16 protein-coding genes are annotated in these 14,273 nt (G+C 57.1%); 1 reads left to right on the forward strand and 15 read right to left on the reverse strand.

Features of this window, described 5'->3' with window-relative positions; genetic code table 11:
* Positions 1–80: 80 nt before the first annotated feature.
* On the reverse strand, positions 81–380 hold the full coding sequence (locus ABIE63_RS00665; RefSeq protein ID WP_354501805.1) for a monooxygenase: 300 nt from the start codon (positions 378–380) through the stop codon (positions 81–83).
* Positions 381–820: 440 nt separating this feature from the next.
* On the opposite strand from ABIE63_RS00665, the gene ABIE63_RS00670 reads away from it, so the two are divergent.
* Complete coding sequence (locus ABIE63_RS00670; RefSeq protein WP_354501807.1) at positions 821–1,579, forward strand: pentapeptide repeat-containing protein; 759 nt, start codon at positions 821–823, stop codon at positions 1,577–1,579.
* A gap of 668 nt (positions 1,580–2,247) precedes the next feature.
* Here the strand turns inward: ABIE63_RS00670 and ABIE63_RS00675 are convergent.
* The 14 genes from ABIE63_RS00675 to ABIE63_RS00740 form a co-directional block, all read right to left on the reverse strand.
* Complete coding sequence (locus ABIE63_RS00675; protein ID WP_354501810.1) at positions 2,248–2,784, reverse strand: c-type cytochrome; 537 nt, start codon at positions 2,782–2,784, stop codon at positions 2,248–2,250.
* Between the two features lie 305 nt (positions 2,785–3,089).
* Positions 3,090–3,980 carry a FoF1 ATP synthase subunit gamma gene (locus tag ABIE63_RS00680; RefSeq protein WP_354501813.1) on the reverse strand — a complete coding sequence of 297 codons (891 nt, stop codon included), beginning with the start codon at positions 3,978–3,980 and terminating at the stop codon, positions 3,090–3,092.
* Entirely contained in the window at positions 3,964–5,502 is a 1,539-nt protein-coding gene (locus ABIE63_RS00685; protein ID WP_354501816.1) for a F0F1 ATP synthase subunit alpha, read from the reverse strand. Before ABIE63_RS00685 ends, ABIE63_RS00680 begins: the two co-directional genes overlap by 17 nt.
* The gene (locus tag ABIE63_RS00690) at positions 5,502–6,263 is read right to left on the reverse strand and encodes a hypothetical protein (protein WP_354501818.1); all 762 of its coding nucleotides are present in this window, start codon (positions 6,261–6,263) and stop codon (positions 5,502–5,504) included. The genes ABIE63_RS00685 and ABIE63_RS00690 overlap by 1 nt, the downstream gene beginning before the upstream one ends.
* A gap of 3 nt (positions 6,264–6,266) precedes the next feature.
* Positions 6,267–6,554, reverse strand: a complete 288-nt coding sequence (locus ABIE63_RS00695) for a F0F1 ATP synthase subunit C (RefSeq protein ID WP_354501821.1) — start codon at positions 6,552–6,554, stop codon at positions 6,267–6,269.
* Positions 6,551–7,246 (reverse strand): F0F1 ATP synthase subunit A, encoded by a 696-nt coding sequence (locus tag ABIE63_RS00700; protein WP_354501824.1) that lies wholly within the window; start codon positions 7,244–7,246, stop codon positions 6,551–6,553. The genes ABIE63_RS00695 and ABIE63_RS00700 overlap by 4 nt, the downstream gene beginning before the upstream one ends.
* Positions 7,246–7,539: an ATP synthase subunit I gene (locus ABIE63_RS00705; RefSeq protein ID WP_354501827.1), complete on the reverse strand. Its 294-nt coding sequence runs from the start codon at positions 7,537–7,539 to the stop codon at positions 7,246–7,248. Before ABIE63_RS00705 ends, ABIE63_RS00700 begins: the two co-directional genes overlap by 1 nt.
* The gene (locus ABIE63_RS00710) at positions 7,536–7,823 is read right to left on the reverse strand and encodes an AtpZ/AtpI family protein (RefSeq protein WP_354501830.1); all 288 of its coding nucleotides are present in this window, start codon (positions 7,821–7,823) and stop codon (positions 7,536–7,538) included. The genes ABIE63_RS00705 and ABIE63_RS00710 overlap by 4 nt, the downstream gene beginning before the upstream one ends.
* Positions 7,820–8,230 (reverse strand): hypothetical protein, encoded by a 411-nt coding sequence (locus ABIE63_RS00715; protein WP_354501833.1) that lies wholly within the window; start codon positions 8,228–8,230, stop codon positions 7,820–7,822. The genes ABIE63_RS00710 and ABIE63_RS00715 overlap by 4 nt, the downstream gene beginning before the upstream one ends.
* Positions 8,227–9,621, reverse strand: coding sequence for a F0F1 ATP synthase subunit beta (atpD, locus tag ABIE63_RS00720; protein ID WP_354501836.1), 1,395 nt, complete (start codon positions 9,619–9,621; stop codon positions 8,227–8,229). The genes ABIE63_RS00715 and atpD overlap by 4 nt, the downstream gene beginning before the upstream one ends.
* A gap of 9 nt (positions 9,622–9,630) precedes the next feature.
* Entirely contained in the window at positions 9,631–10,542 is a 912-nt protein-coding gene (gene arcC / locus ABIE63_RS00725; RefSeq protein ID WP_354501839.1) for a carbamate kinase, read from the reverse strand.
* A 1-nt stretch (position 10,543) separates the two neighbouring features.
* Positions 10,544–11,545 (reverse strand): ornithine carbamoyltransferase, encoded by a 1,002-nt coding sequence (gene argF, locus ABIE63_RS00730; protein WP_354501842.1) that lies wholly within the window; start codon positions 11,543–11,545, stop codon positions 10,544–10,546.
* Positions 11,546–11,565: 20 nt separating this feature from the next.
* Entirely contained in the window at positions 11,566–12,795 is a 1,230-nt protein-coding gene (locus tag ABIE63_RS00735) for an arginine deiminase (protein WP_354501845.1), read from the reverse strand.
* Positions 12,796–12,818: 23 nt separating this feature from the next.
* Entirely contained in the window at positions 12,819–14,267 is a 1,449-nt protein-coding gene (locus ABIE63_RS00740) for a YfcC family protein (RefSeq protein ID WP_354501848.1), read from the reverse strand.
* Positions 14,268–14,273 lie beyond the last annotated feature (6 nt).

Raw genomic sequence — 14,273 nt, forward strand, 5'->3', positions numbered from 1 at the left:
ACTGTCGCACGGCCAAGGGAACTGCAGGCCCTGTCAAATGCGGGGCCAGGGCGGATGGGGTCGTGTATCCGGTGGTGCGCTCACACTGGCCCTTTGGTGATTGCGGTCAAGGGGCCGTTCACGTCGAAGACCTTGGCGTTTACGTTCCCGATGCCGAACTCCTTGAGCCGGGCTGTATGCTTGGCGATGTAGTCCCGCGCGGATTCCTCGTCGGCGAACAGGTAGATGCCGCCCGCCTCACGTTCGGCCTGGTTCTCGGTCCATATCTTCCAGATGAAGCCCGGTTCGTCCGGGATGGACCGGGCGAGCCCGTCCATGGCCTCGGTCATCTCCGGGCCGAAGGGGCCGTCATAGGCAAAATCGAACTGCACTAGTTTCATGGGGACGCACCTTTTCCTGTCACGCCCGCACAGGGCGTCGATGACGTGTTTGGGTCCTGCCAGATGGACTTAGGTAGAGAGGGCTTGTACTGGCCGCCACCCTCCGCACATAAGAAAATGTTTACCATTTAAGTACTTCAAGAGGCATTGACATGTATGGACGCGCCCGTGACTTGCTTACACTCGGCTCAGGTAACCTAAAGGTCACCCTGTTTGTGTTTAACTGACAGCCCCAATGGAATGTTTTGGAAACGGCAGTCTGGACAATATGGCTTGAAATTCCTCTTCGTGGTGTTGGCTGGCCGGTATTTTACACTTGATTATTGGCTCTTTGATTCAGATGCTGCGATGTTAGAGTGGCAAATTGGAGTTGTGCTGTCGGCCAGCACCAATAGGCTGAAGATCTATCACCCAATAACTTCCAGCGTTTGAGTTTTTGCATGGCGATTGCAAAGAAAAATTATTTGACACGCCGCAGATTGTGCGCCTGGGCACAACCGAAAAAGCATGTGACCCACGCTTTGTTTCTATTCGTCATATTAATAGGTGTGACCTTTTACGATGTCTCGACGGCAAAGGCGGCCTGTGCCGACTCACCGCGCGCAGGAGTGGACTGGACTGGTTGTGACAAAAGACACCTGCATTTGAAGAATAGAGATCTCGGCGGCGCAATTTTTACGGGAGCAGATTTGAGCCGAAGCGACTATCTTGGAGCAAATTTGGACAATGCCTCCTTGGCAGGCGCAAATCTCTCCCGTGCTCGGTTCGACAATGCAAATCTCATAAAAGCTGATTTTTCACGCGCGCACGCTTATCGTGCGCGTTTTCGCAATGCCATTATGACGCAGTCATCTCTTATTGAAGCTGATTTTCATCAAGCGGATTTTGGTGGAGCGAATCTCCAAGAAACGGATTTAGCCGAAGCAAACTTTCAAGAAACCTCGTTCCGTGAGGCGAACCTTCGGCAAGCTGATCTACGACGAAGCAATCTTGCACGCGCTGACCTGACCCTTGCAGATTTAGAGGGCGCGATCATTGAGAATGCTAACTTGTACCGCTCGACTGTGAAAGGCACTGATCTTTCAAAGACACGAGGTATGAGCAACTCACAAATTGCGGTTGCTTGTGGAGATTCGGCGACAAAGCTCCCGGACAACATTAAGGCGCCCGAACACTGGCTTTGCTCTGATAGCGATTAGGCGGATATCTTGAACAAAGCCAGTGTGATCTGTCATGTGTGGACATTTATGGACCCCGCACGGCGCTGGCATGCGGGTGATGTCGGTGTTCGGATCATGCCGCGGGCGGGCGGCCTTATAAGTTTCTCCTATCGCCAAAAGCGCTCAGGGGTGTCCTGTCAGAGCAAAATGCGTTGAAGCGGGCAAGGCGGTCATCTAGCGCCTAGCCATGACCAAACGCAGCCCCTTTCGCTATTTCAATACGTCGCCCGAGATCATACGCCTGGCGGTCATGATGTACATTCGCTTCCCACTCTCACGACGGAACGTGGAGGATCTCCTTCACTAGCGTGGCATCGATGTCAGCCACGAAACAGTCCGCTTTTGGTGGCAGCGGTTCGGACCAATGTTCGCGGCGGAGATCCGAAAGCGACGGATCGAGGGCATGCAATCAAGCCTCTGGCGATGGCGTCTGGACGAGGTGTTTGTGAAGATCAACGGTGAGCAGCACTATGTGTAGCGAGCCGTCGACCATGAGGGCGAGGCCCTGGAAAGCTTCGTGACGAAGAGGCGCGATAAGAAAGCAGCATTGAAAATTGGCTTAGCTGCGCTCTACCGAGACTGGTTCGCGTTTATCTGCCACTTCCCCTCCTAAGAGTCTTTTCAACCCTCCATCCCCTCTTGTCCGGTCAGTCCTTGTCGTGGGCGCCCTCTTCATCCTCGTCTCCACCATGGCCGATAAGGTCCTTTATCCGCGGAGGAATATCGTCCTCAGAAAATTTGCTCTGCGCCTTAACATCGTGGACAAAGGCAATGATATCCGCGAGTTCGTCTCCATCAAGCTCAATCTGCTCACCGAGCTCCTCGCGCTGCAGATATACCATTGCCTCAGCGCCGCGCCACATCTTCGCGGCGAAATCGAAGGGATTCATGGGTGTTGGCATGCCCGCAGCGTCCAGAGGCGGCGCATCTTCGCCACCCACCCCATTGACCGCATGGCACACCACGCATCCCTTGCTCGCAAAGAGCTGACCGCCGCGGTCCGCATCCATGCTTGGCATCATCAGCCCCGGCGCCATCATGCCAGAGCCCATCATGCCAGAGCCCATCATGCCGCTTGTCCCGGATTGATTGCCGGCGGAATGTTGCGTGGCCAAGGCAGGTCCTGTCAATATAACGGCGGCGCTTGCAGCAACAACACAAACCGCGAGAGTAATCTGTCTCATCAATTCATCCTCCTTGTAAGTTACTATCGGTCACTGGGTCGGTTTCTACGCTCCCAGATCTTACCAACAACTTTTCGCACTAAATATTGCCCAACGAATGTCAATCATCCCTCCTTTATTCTTTGCGCATGCGCATTGATCCACATCAACGGTCGCTGTCTTCGCCATTGCAAAGCGGGAATCCGGAGTGGTCGCAACGTGATGAACCGTCCCCGGCACCTCGATCCGGCGCATGATCTTGGATGTCCGGGCACTGACGGGCGCGTCCATACATATCAAAGCCGGGTGGCCTTTTTATTGCGTCTTCAATCTCGATCCTTAATAGCCTCGTACCCAATGATGACGTCCAGCAATTCGGTAGTAATTTCGCTTTGCCGAGCAGATCGGGTTTCGGAATTCAGAATTTCCAGCCGTTCATCGATGGATTGTTCGGCTTGCTGCATCCGGGCAAGGCGGGCCGCGTTTTCTGTGACCAAGGCTTCAGCTGCGGCGCGGAACATACTGGCAAACAGATAGCCGCGGATCAGCCCAGCAAGCAGGTTGTCCGGCGGTAAGTTGAAAACCGGTAAACTGCGAGATTTCCAGGCGCGATGGGCAAGGTCTTCGATCAATTCGGCTTCGAGGGGTAATAGGCGCCGCGCAACCGGAATTTGCTGGCCGTGTGCGGAGCGCTCGGTGAAGACGAGTGTGACCACAACGTCACCGAACGGGCTGTCGCGGCGGATGCCGTCGAGACGAGTGACTAGGTCACCCGCAAGCCGCCCGAGTCCGTCGGCCGTGGCGGGAGGCAGTAACGTGCTTTCGACTTGCACCCCCAAATCCGTCAACGCATCCTCCATCTGGGCGCCTACACACAGTACGCGGACGACGCTGTCCGTCGGAGCACGTCGTTGCAGTTGCCTCGACACCTCGTCGGCCAAGATCTCGTTGTAGTTGCCGCAAAGTCCGTGGTCCGAGCCGAAGGTAATGACGACCTGCGCCGCCTTCTCCTGCGATGTCAAAACAAGCGGTCCGTTATGATGCAGGAAGGCCTGAAAACCGTCCAGGACGGTGTCAAGATAGGCGCCTATGGAACGTGCAGCCTGTTCGTATGGAAACGCATTGATGGCCGAGAGCGTTTTCATCGTGTGCACGATACCCCGAATGCTTTTAAGTGTATCGACACTGCGGGTCAGGGTTTTAAGCGTCTGGGCCATGACTGTCCGTCTTCTGGGTGATCGCATCTCTTGCAGCATCGAGTATCCACGCGCGATCCTCATCGCTCAGCGGTTCGTTTGCCGCGATGTGCACCTCAATCTCTCGTGCACCGCTACGCACCGCGCGTCGGACCGCCGTCATGGCAGCATTTATATCCGCCTCCCCTAGATTATCGAAGAGCCCCTCCATTGCGGATAGCTGGATCGCAAGTTGCTCGCCAGCAGACATTGGATCACGTTCAGGCTGGCGAAGTGCGGCGCGCACTGAAGCACCCCGGGTAAGCCGCGCCTTGGTGGTCTCGTCAAGTCGCGTGCCAAAGCGGGCGAACTCCTCCAACTCCTCGAATTGCGACAGCGTCACGCGCAGGTTTCCGGCGACATCGCGGAAAACGCGGCTTTGCGCCTTACCGCCCACGCGCGATACCGACATCCCCAGATCGACGGCAGGAAACTGATTCTTGCGCACGAGGCGCGGCGAGAGATAGATCTGCCCGTCCGTAATCGAGATCAGGTTCGTGGGGATATAGGCCGACAGATTTTCGGCCTGGGTCTCGACCACCGGCAACGCTGTGATTGACCCGCCACCGGCCTGCGCGGTGAACTGCCCCGCCCGTTCCAACAGCCGGGCATGGACATAGAAAATATCACCCGGAAAGGCCTCCCGGCCTGGCGGGCGGCGCAATAGGAGCGACAACTCCCGGTAAGATCGCGCGTGGTGGGTCAGGTCATCCATCACGATGAGCACATCGCGTGCTTTCGCGGCAAAGCTTTCAGCAATCGACATGGCCGCAAAGGGCGCGATGTAGGAAAGGCCTGGTGCCTCCTCGTCTCCCACGGAGATCACGACGGTGTTCTCCATCATCCCACCTTCCCTGATGGCACCAATGACCCTAGCCACAGCATCACCGCGCTGACCGATGGCACAATAGATGCAGAGCACACCGGTTCCGGTCTGGTTCAGGATCGTATCGACGGCGATAGAGGTCTTGCCGGTCTGCCTGTCACCAATGATCAGTTCGCGCTGACCAAGTCCGACTGGAACCGCCGCATCAATTGCTTTGATGCCCGTCGCCAAGGGCCGCGAAACAGCAGAGCGATGCAGGATCGCGGGAGCCTCGACCTCTATCGGACGTTCTGTCGCCGCGTCAATGACCCCCTTGCCGTCGCAAGGACGGCCCAGGGCATCGACGACCCTGCCCAAGAGCGCTGGTCCGACCGGCACGCTGGCCACCTTGTTGGTGCGCCGCACGTCCTCGCCTACCATCACACGCTCGGACGGACCAAGAAGAACGACACCCAGGCGTCCAGGCTCCAGATCGAAAACGATGCCGCGAACCCCGGAGGCAAATTCCAGTAACTCTTCCGAAAGCGCCCGTGCTAACCCAGTTACAATCGCGATCCCGTCACCGACCTCTGTGACCATGCCGAGTTCGCTCAGCTTGGGCACGGGGGCAGGCATGTCGAGCAGCGCCTGGATCATCTCGTTCGTGGTGGTGCAGCTTGTCTCATCCTCTGTGTTCATCAACTCGTACTTTTCGTAATCCGGCTGTTGGCAATCCCCTCTTCCAGCAGCGCATGGAGCCCATCAATGTAGGTGTCTACGGTCCAAGCCACCTGCGCGCCGCCCAAACGTAAGATCAAGCCTGGGGCCTGATCTGCGTCGGTCTCAAAGCGCAGTGTGACCTCCGGGAGCAGATTCTGCAGATCCGCCTTCAACCGATCACGTGCGCCTTGGGGCAGCGATGCGTGGGTGGTCGCAACAGCCTCGTTGCTGTCGACGGCTGACATGCGTAGATCCTCGGAAATCGGGGCAAGTCGCTTTGCGGCATGGATAACTAAACGCTCCTCCAATGTCTCATCGGCCAAGTCCCCGAGTGCCTTGCGGGTCAGAGACAATAATGCCGCCGCCCCCAACCGACGCAACTCGGCGGCAAATTTTTGGGCTTCCTCATCACGCTGCTCATTCCGTTCCTTCCGTTCACGCTCCAATCTTTCGCGGGCCCTCGTCAACAATTCGTCGCGTTCTTCCTCAGCCTTCTGACGGATGCTATCTATCATCGCGGATTGGCCGGAGCTAAACGCCGAAAGCTTATCCTGATAGTCGGTCTCTGCCGCTTCGGCCCTTTTTCGGACGCGCAACGCCTCAGACATCCTGTCGGCTATCTCCACTTCGCGAGCGTCAATACCGTCAAGAATTGGACGGTAGAGAAAGCGCTTCAGCAACCAAACCAGAATCAGAAAGTTGACGATTTGGGCTGCGACCGTGATCCAGTCAATCGACATTGCTCAACTGGCCGCCCCCTGGGCCGCATCCAGAACCGCGTTCCAGAACGGATTGGCGAAGAGCAGGATCATTGCGACGACGAAACAGTAGATCGCCGTGGATTCGATCATTGCTAGACTGACAAACAGCGTCCGCGACAAGGTCGCAGACGCATCGGGCTGCTGGGCGATGGCGCTTAAAGCCGTCGCCGCTGCGCGCCCCTCGCCCAACGCTGGACCAATCGCACCAAAAGACACGGTCAGACCGGCGGTAAAAATTGAAATGGCGGCTATGAGAGCGATATCTGTCATTGGGTTTCCTTTGCGTTCTCCGGTGAGTTCGGCTCGGCTGTGGCAGAGGAGATATAGACCGTCGCCAGAATGGCGAAGATGTAGGCCTGTATCAGCCCAGTCAGGAGCCCCAGCATGTCCATAACGACAGGGAAGAAGAATGGTGCCACGCCCAGAAGAATTGCGGCGATCACCGCCCCACTCATAATGTTGCCGTATAGCCGGATGGCGAGTGATAGGCCGCGCGAAAATTCGCTGATGATGTTGAAGGGCAGCATAATCACCGATGGTTCAAGATAAGTTTTCAGATACCCCCCCAACCCCCGGCTGGTTATCCCGAAGATCGGCACTGCTATCAAAACAGACAGCGCCAACCCAGCGGTAGTCGAAAGAGAGGCAGTGGGCGGGCGAAATCCCGGCACCACCATCATGAGGTTCGATATGACGATGAACAGAAAAAGGGTTCCCACAAAGTAAAGCAGCCCATGCCCCGGCCGGTGCCCGATTTCCGCAATTTGGCCTTCGATGCCCTGCACGATCACCTCGAGCATCGTACGCCAGCGGTTGGGTGGCACCTCCGGGCGCAACTTGCGGGTGATCACCATGGACATACCCGTCAGCAGCGCCATAACAATCCAGGTACTGATGATGGTAGCATTGATGGGAATGCCCCAGGCTTCGAACACAATAGTGCTGTCCGGTGTCAGATCCATCAGATGTCTCCCCGAGCGAGTTGGGGCTGAGCAATGGTGATGGCAATAAAACGTACGATCAGAAACGATGCGGCATAACCCAGAAAGGCCCAGCCCCCCAATTGAATGACGAACCAGCCGACAGCCAGCAACAGGGCGATCCGCAAACTTGCGCTGAGCAGCAGAATCGCCGTTGGTCGCGGCGCGCATAATGCCATCCGCATTCCGAATGCGAGGCCCACGAAAAACAGCGCGCTGACTCCCGTGCCGACCGCCAGACCCAACATGAGCGCGTGCCAATCAATTCCTGTCACTGGCCGCTCCCTTCCTTGCCGACCCACGCCCAGGCAATTAGACCGCCCAGCACCACACCGCCGAGGATCAACGCGATGGTCCACGAGAAATTCTGTGGCGCGAGCCCGTCGAGCCAGTGTCCTAGAAAAGCACCTCCAACGGTGGGTACAGCAATTGACCAGCCAATCATACCGAAGGTGCCAACGCCCCGCAGCGGGCTGGGACCTGGATTGTCGCGTGCGCTTTTCATTCGCTCGGCGCGGCGTCCGATTTCATCAGCCGATCTATCCCCATTTTCTGTCATAGCTGTGGCTTCCGCAAACTGGCGAAGCGACGCACCATGTGGGCCTCCAACCGCGACAAGGCGGAGCGCGCTACGCGTTCATCATCTTGCACCTCAATGAACGTCTCACGCACCGTGTCGCGGAGCGTGCCGAGGTTTTCACCTTCGACGCCGCGCCGGACCGCAACTTCAATCGCATGGCCCCTCTTAACCAGCACCCCTTCGTCTATACCAAAGACCCGCTCGCGCCCTTCCGGTGTCATCAACGTCAGCACTGAGGGCACCAACGCAGTGACGAAATCTATATGATTGGGAAAGATCCCGAACCGGCCGTTCTCGGCAACCGCGGTCAACCCTATTGCACGACCCTCAAAAAGTGCCCGCGTGGGAAGACGCAACGTAACATGCATGTCGTTTGCCATGCTCATCTCACCGTCTCCAGATCCGCCAAACCGCCAATCATGTAATAGGCGCTTTCGGGCAGGTCGAACTTGCTCTGGTCGAGGATCGTTTCGCACCCCGCTAGTGTCGTTTCAATTGGCACAAGCTTGCCCGCCGTGCCCACAGAAGCCGCCACAGTGGAAAATGGCTGGGTCAAAAACCGCTCTAGTCGTCTTGCCCGTGCAACAGTGGTGCGATCATTCGCAGAAAGCTCTTCGATCCCCAACATAGCGATTATGTCGCGCAGCTCTTCATACTCGGCAAGCGTGCGGCGCACGGCACGGGCAATGTCGTAGTGACGCTGCCCGACCACCGAGGGTGTCAGCATGACGGACGCCGATTCCAATGGATCGATGGCCGGATAGAGTCCCTCGCTTGCCCGTTTGCGCGACAGGACCACGGAGGCTGAAAGATGCGAAAAGATATGGGCCGCCGCCGGGTCGGTGAAATCGTCCGCTGGCACGTAAACCGCTTGAATCGACGTGATCGCCCCATTGCGGGTCGAAGCGATACGCTCCTGCAGAGCGGCCAGTTCAGTGGCAAGCGTGGGCTGATAACCTACGCTCGAAGGCATCCGACCCAATAGCCCTGACACCTCCGAGCCCGCTTGAACAAAGCGAAAGATATTGTCGATCAGCAAAAGTACGTCTTGGCGTTTTTCGTCTCTAAAATACTCAGCTATGGTCAGGGCGGAATTGCCCACCAAGAACCGTACGCCGGGAGCCTCGTTCATCTGACCGAAGAGCATCACGGTCTTGTCGCGCACACCCGCCTCGCCCATTTCGCGGTAAAGTTCTTCGGCCTCGCGCGACCGCTCGCCGATACCGCAGAACAGACTAACACCATGATGGTGCTGCACGGTGTTGTTGATCAATTCGGTAAGCAGGACCGTCTTGCCAACGCCCGCCCCGCCAAACAGACCGGTCTTACCGCCACGCTCAATCGGCGACAAAAGATCGATGGCCTTGATCCCGGTTTCGAGAACTTCGGCCCTCATTATACGATCCTCCAAAGCGGGTGGGGCACGGTGGATCGAGTGACGGGCTGTCGCGGCCGGAGCCGGCAAGCCGTCGATTGGAGCGCCAAACATATTTATCATTCGGCCGAGCACCTGGTCGCCGACTGGTACCTTTATCGCGGCGCCAGTGGCGCGCACCGGCGCGCCCAGCCCGAGGCCGCGCACTGGGTCGAGTGCCATGCAGCGCACCACACCGCCACCCACCAGAGACGCCACTTCGAGCGCAATATCACCGACGTAAAGCAAGTCATAGATATGCGGCACCGGATCCGGAAAGGCTGCGTCCACAGTCCCGCCGCGAATGGCCACGATAGTGCCGTTGGATGTTGAGGTCAGTTCGGTGGATGAGTTCGGTCGCAAAGCTTTATCCTACCTTACTTTCGAGACTCTAGTGCCCGCCCGTCCTTCCAGAATGGCGACGGCCTCGTCCAGTCGGCCGATCCCCGCGAAACCGCCGGTCGACGCAAAGTCGCAGGCGGCCGTCACCTTCGGGCCCATGGATCCGGCCGGAAGGCCCAGCGCGCAGGCTTCGGTCGGAGTCAGGTTGGAAATCCGCGCGGCGTTTTTTGTGCCGAAGTCGCGATAGACTGCCTCTACATCCGTCAAGAGCAGTAATGCATCGGCTTTGAGCTGACGCGCCAGAAGTGCGCTTGCAGCATCCTTGTCAATCACCGCCTCGATGCCGATCATGCTACCGTCTTCGAGGCGTAGGACCGGAATTCCACCACCGCCGGTACAAATCACTATTACGTTCTGATCCAGTAATAATTGTAGAACTCGCATGTCCGGAATTTCAACGGGCCTGGGAGAAGGAACCACACGACGCCATTTTGCCCCATCCCGCGCTATCTTCCATCCTGCCGCCCTTGCCAGCGCTTCGGCTTCGTCCTTCTCATAAACGGGCCCAACAAATTTTGTCGGGTTGCCAAACGCCGGGTCGTGACCGTCAACCAGAACCTGCGTCAGCAGTGTTGCGACGAGACGACTGTGACCAAGTGCGTTCTCGAGTTCTTGCTCAATGATATAGCCGATCATTCCCCCGGTTTCGGCACCAAGTACATCGAGTGGAAAAACCGATTCAGGTTTGTAAGCTGCACCCTGCAACGCTAGTAAGCCGACCTGCGGGCCATTACCATGAGTAATAACCAAACGGTGGCCCGCGCACACTATCTTCGCCAATGACGCGACAGCCACCCGTACGTTAGCTCTCTGCACTTTGGCAGTCAGCGGTTCCCCCCGTTTGAGAAGTGCGTTGCCACCCAATGCTGCAACTATCAACATCTCAACCTCCCAGTGTTGCGACCAAAACCGCCTTTATCGTGTGAATTCTATTCTCGGCTTGATCAAAAACGATGGAGGCCGGGCTCTCGAAAACCTCCTCAGTCACCTCCATGGCTTTGATTCCAAACTCGCGCGCGATCTCGGCCCCGACCGATGTATCAGTATTGTGAAAGGCCGGCAGGCAGTGCATAAACCGCGTCCGAGGATTGCCGGATTTGTTCATCACTTCGGTATTGACCTGATAGGGCATGAGCAGTTTGATCCGTTCGCCCCATTTCTCTTTCGGCTCGCCCATCGAGACCCAAACGTCGGTGTAGACGAAATCGACACCTTTCACTGCTTCTTCTATATCTGCGGTCAGGGTCAACCGCGCGCCGGTTTCTTTGGCAATCGCCAGCGCTTCATCATGGATTGCACGGTCGGGCCATAAGCTATCAGGCGCGCAAATCCGTACGTCCATCCCCATCTTGGCGCCACCAATCAGCAAGCTTACGCCCATGTTGTTGCTCGCATCCCCCAGAAAGGCGTACGAAACCTCGCGCAGCGGCTTCTCTGCGTGTTCCTGCATAGTCAGAAAATCAGCCAGAATCTGTGTAGGGTGGAATTCGTCCGTCAGACCATTGTAGACAGGAACGCCAGCATAATCGGCAAGCTCCTGCACGATCTTCTGGCCAAAACCGCGATACTCAATCGCATCATAAGCTCGGCCCAGTACACGTGCGGTATCCTTAACCGTCTCCTTGTGGCCCAGATGGGTCCCCGTCGGCCCAAGGTAGGTGACTGTTGCACCTTGGTCATGTGCGGCCACTTCGAAACCGACACGGGTGCGTGTGCTGTCTTTTTCAAAAATTAACGCAATTTCCTTGCCTTTCAGCCGCTCAACCTCGTTGCCAGCGTATTTTGCAGCCTTCAGGTCAGCCGACAATTTGAGCAAGAACGCAATTTCTCCCGGTGTGAAATCGCGTAGCGACAGGAAGTGCCTATTTTTAAGATTGAAAGCCACAGATATCGTCCTTTCAGAGTTCAAGCAGCATCACGAATGGTCGGGCAACTCATGCAGCGGCTGCCGCCACGCCCACGGCCCAGCTCTGCCCCCGGCACCTCCAAAACCTCGATCCCAGCAGCCCGCAAATCAGCATTGGTGTCATCGTTGCGGTCATAACCGACGACCAAGCCTGGACGCAGCGCCAGCACATTGTTGCCGTCGTTCCATTGCTCACGCTCTTGTTCGGAAGGATTGTCGCCGCCGGTGGGCACAATTCGAAGCGACTTCAGCCCCATCGCCTCGGCCACCACCTCAAACATCGGGCGCGGGTCGGCACGTATTTCCAGTGGTTTGGCGCCTTCGCCCGGGCGAAGATCATAACAGGTTATCTCGTCCGCAACCTCTTTGAAGCTGGTCACTACATCTCCGCCACAGAAGGTGAAGACCGTATCCAGATGCATGGCAGAACGCGTTTTCGGTATCTGACAGGCAATAATTCGCTCAGCCCGCCCCTGATTGAAGAGGGCCTTGGCCAGCAACCCGACTGCCTGGGGTGAGGATCGTTCGCCCATACCGACCAGCACGAGCCCGTCTCCCACCGGCATGATGTCACCGCCCTCAAGTGTGGCCAAGCGGTGGTCGGCCTCCGGGTCGCCCCAGATCACCTCGACTTTCCCCGCGAACTTGGGATGGTGGTGATAGATCGCGGCGGTAAGCAGCGTCTCCGGCCGACGGGCCTGCCAATACATCGGGTTCAGTGTGACACCACCATAGATCCAGGCGCTGTTGTCGCGGGTGAACAGAAAATTCGGCAGGGGCGGCAACACGAAGCCTTGTGGCCCCAAGTAGCTGCCGAACATGCCCTTCGGAATGAAAGGCAGATCATCGACTGCCAGCCCTCCAATCAGGAACCGAGCAAGTTCTTCACCCGGCAACTCCTCCAGCCAGGCCCGCAGTTCATCCAGCATGCCCACGCCAATGTCCTGCGACTTCACGCGCTGGTTCAGCACCCAAGACCGCGCCTCGGGGATGTCCAGGGTTTCGCCTAAAAGGGCGCCAACTTCCAGCACTTCGACCCCTTCGTTTCGCATCGTTTCGGCAAAAACGTCGTGGTCCTTCTGTGCCTGTTTCACCCAGAACACGTCATCGAACAGCAGTTCCTCACAATTTCTCGGCGTCAGGCGACGGTGAGCTAGGCCTGGTCGACAGATGACAACCTGCCGCAGTTTCCCGGTTTCCGAATGCACGCCTAATGATAGTTCAGCCAAGTCCTTGTTCCTTTTCCAGCAGATTAGAGTACGGCCGCGATACTGATCGCGACGGAGATAAACACGGTTAAAATCAACAACAGCGGCCAGATGAACGCGATCCAGCGATCATAGGAGATGCGCCCGATCGCCAGCCCACCGATCACAACCGCAAAGGTAGGATTGATCAGGTTTACCAACCCATTGGCAGACTGATAGGCAGTCACCACTAGATCGCGGCCCACACCGGCAAAGTCAGCAAGCGGCGCAAGGATCGGCATCGACAGAACAGCAAGCCCCGATGAAGATGGCACGAAAAAGCTCATCCCAACTTCGATCCAGAACATCAAGTTGATGAACGCAAGCTCACTCAGCCCCCCCAGCGATTGCTCGGCGCTGTTTAGGATCGTATCCGCGATCAGACCTTGTTCCATGATCACGACGATGCCACGAGCCAGTCCGACGACCAGCGCCACGCCCAATAGATCGCGCGCGCCGTCCACAAAGCTCCCGGTCAGTTTCTTCTCGCCCATACGGGAGATGATCCCGATAAGCAGTGCAGAACCAAAGAATAGAGCGCCCATGCGCGCCATCCACCAGCCCTGCGAGGACACACCCCAAATCATCACCGCGAAGGTCAGCCCAAAAATCACCAGAACGATTTTCTGGGTGACATTGAGCGTAACGTCGTCGCCCTTTTCGGCCCTGTCTTGCAGGAACAGTTTGCGATGCGCCGCGGCTTGTCGCGCCACGATGGAGCGGGACGGGTCGGCCTTCACCCGCCGGGCATAGCGCATGACATAAGCGGCACAGATGGCAAAACCGCCCAGGAGAAGCAGTACCCGCAACACGATACCGTCAGTAAAGGGGATACCTGCCGAGTTCGAAGCGATGACGGTTGCAAAGGGATTTATGGTGGACCCCAGAACTCCGATGCCCGCACCTATCAGGATGATCGCAACGCCGGTCACTGCGTCATAGCCTGCGGCGATCATCACCGGAATCAGAATGGCGTAGAAAGCCAGTGTTTCCTCAGCCATGCCATAGGTGGTACCGCCGATGGCAAACAGCGCCATCATGATCGGAATCATCCAGATTTCGCGTCCTTCGAATCGCTGCATAGCGCTCTGGATACCGGTGTTGATGGCGCCTGTCGCATTCACGACGCCTAGAAACCCACCTAAAAAGAGCACAAACAAAGCAACGTCGATCGCATTGGCCGCGTAGCTGTCAGGGTCGTAGAAGCCTGCAATAGGGGCCAGAAAGACCTCTGCAATTCCCTGCGGATTTGGATCGACCGTCTTGTAGGTTCCAGCCACGGCAATCTCGCGACCGGCACTCTCGCTCATGACACGGTCATAGGTTCCCGCCGGAATGATCCAGGTTAGCGCGGCAACCAAAATTATCAGGAGGAAAAGGATTGTATAAGCGGTTGGGAATCGCGACGCCAATTCCTGATCGGGATTTGTTGTTGTATCAGTTTCGGCAGACATTTTTAG

Origin of the sequence: Limibacillus sp. MBR-115, assembly GCF_040549425.1 — a bacterium.
Taxonomy (GTDB): domain Bacteria; phylum Pseudomonadota; class Alphaproteobacteria; order Kiloniellales; family CECT-8803; genus Limibacillus; species Limibacillus halophilus.

Bases quoted from the DNA above. Each gene is read 5' to 3' on its own strand.
- ABIE63_RS00665 (WP_354501805.1), bottom strand. From the start codon at position 380: ATGAAACTAGTGCAGTTCGATTTTGCCTATGACGGCCCCTTCGGCCCG.
- ABIE63_RS00670 (WP_354501807.1), top strand. From the start codon at position 821: ATGGCGATTGCAAAGAAAAATTATTTGACACGCCGCAGATTGTGCGCC.
- ABIE63_RS00675 (WP_354501810.1), bottom strand. From the start codon at position 2,784: ATGAGACAGATTACTCTCGCGGTTTGTGTTGTTGCTGCAAGCGCCGCC.
- ABIE63_RS00680 (WP_354501813.1), bottom strand. From the start codon at position 3,980: ATGGCCCAGACGCTTAAAACCCTGACCCGCAGTGTCGATACACTTAAA.
- ABIE63_RS00685 (WP_354501816.1), bottom strand. From the start codon at position 5,502: ATGAACACAGAGGATGAGACAAGCTGCACCACCACGAACGAGATGATC.
- ABIE63_RS00690 (WP_354501818.1), bottom strand. From the start codon at position 6,263: ATGTCGATTGACTGGATCACGGTCGCAGCCCAAATCGTCAACTTTCTG.
- ABIE63_RS00695 (WP_354501821.1), bottom strand. From the start codon at position 6,554: ATGACAGATATCGCTCTCATAGCCGCCATTTCAATTTTTACCGCCGGT.
- ABIE63_RS00700 (WP_354501824.1), bottom strand. From the start codon at position 7,246: ATGGATCTGACACCGGACAGCACTATTGTGTTCGAAGCCTGGGGCATT.
- ABIE63_RS00710 (WP_354501830.1), bottom strand. From the start codon at position 7,823: ATGACAGAAAATGGGGATAGATCGGCTGATGAAATCGGACGCCGCGCC.
- ABIE63_RS00715 (WP_354501833.1), bottom strand. From the start codon at position 8,230: ATGAGCATGGCAAACGACATGCATGTTACGTTGCGTCTTCCCACGCGG.
- arcC (WP_354501839.1), bottom strand. From the start codon at position 10,542: ATGTTGATAGTTGCAGCATTGGGTGGCAACGCACTTCTCAAACGGGGG.
- ABIE63_RS00740 (WP_354501848.1), bottom strand. From the start codon at position 14,267: ATGTCTGCCGAAACTGATACAACAACAAATCCCGATCAGGAATTGGCG.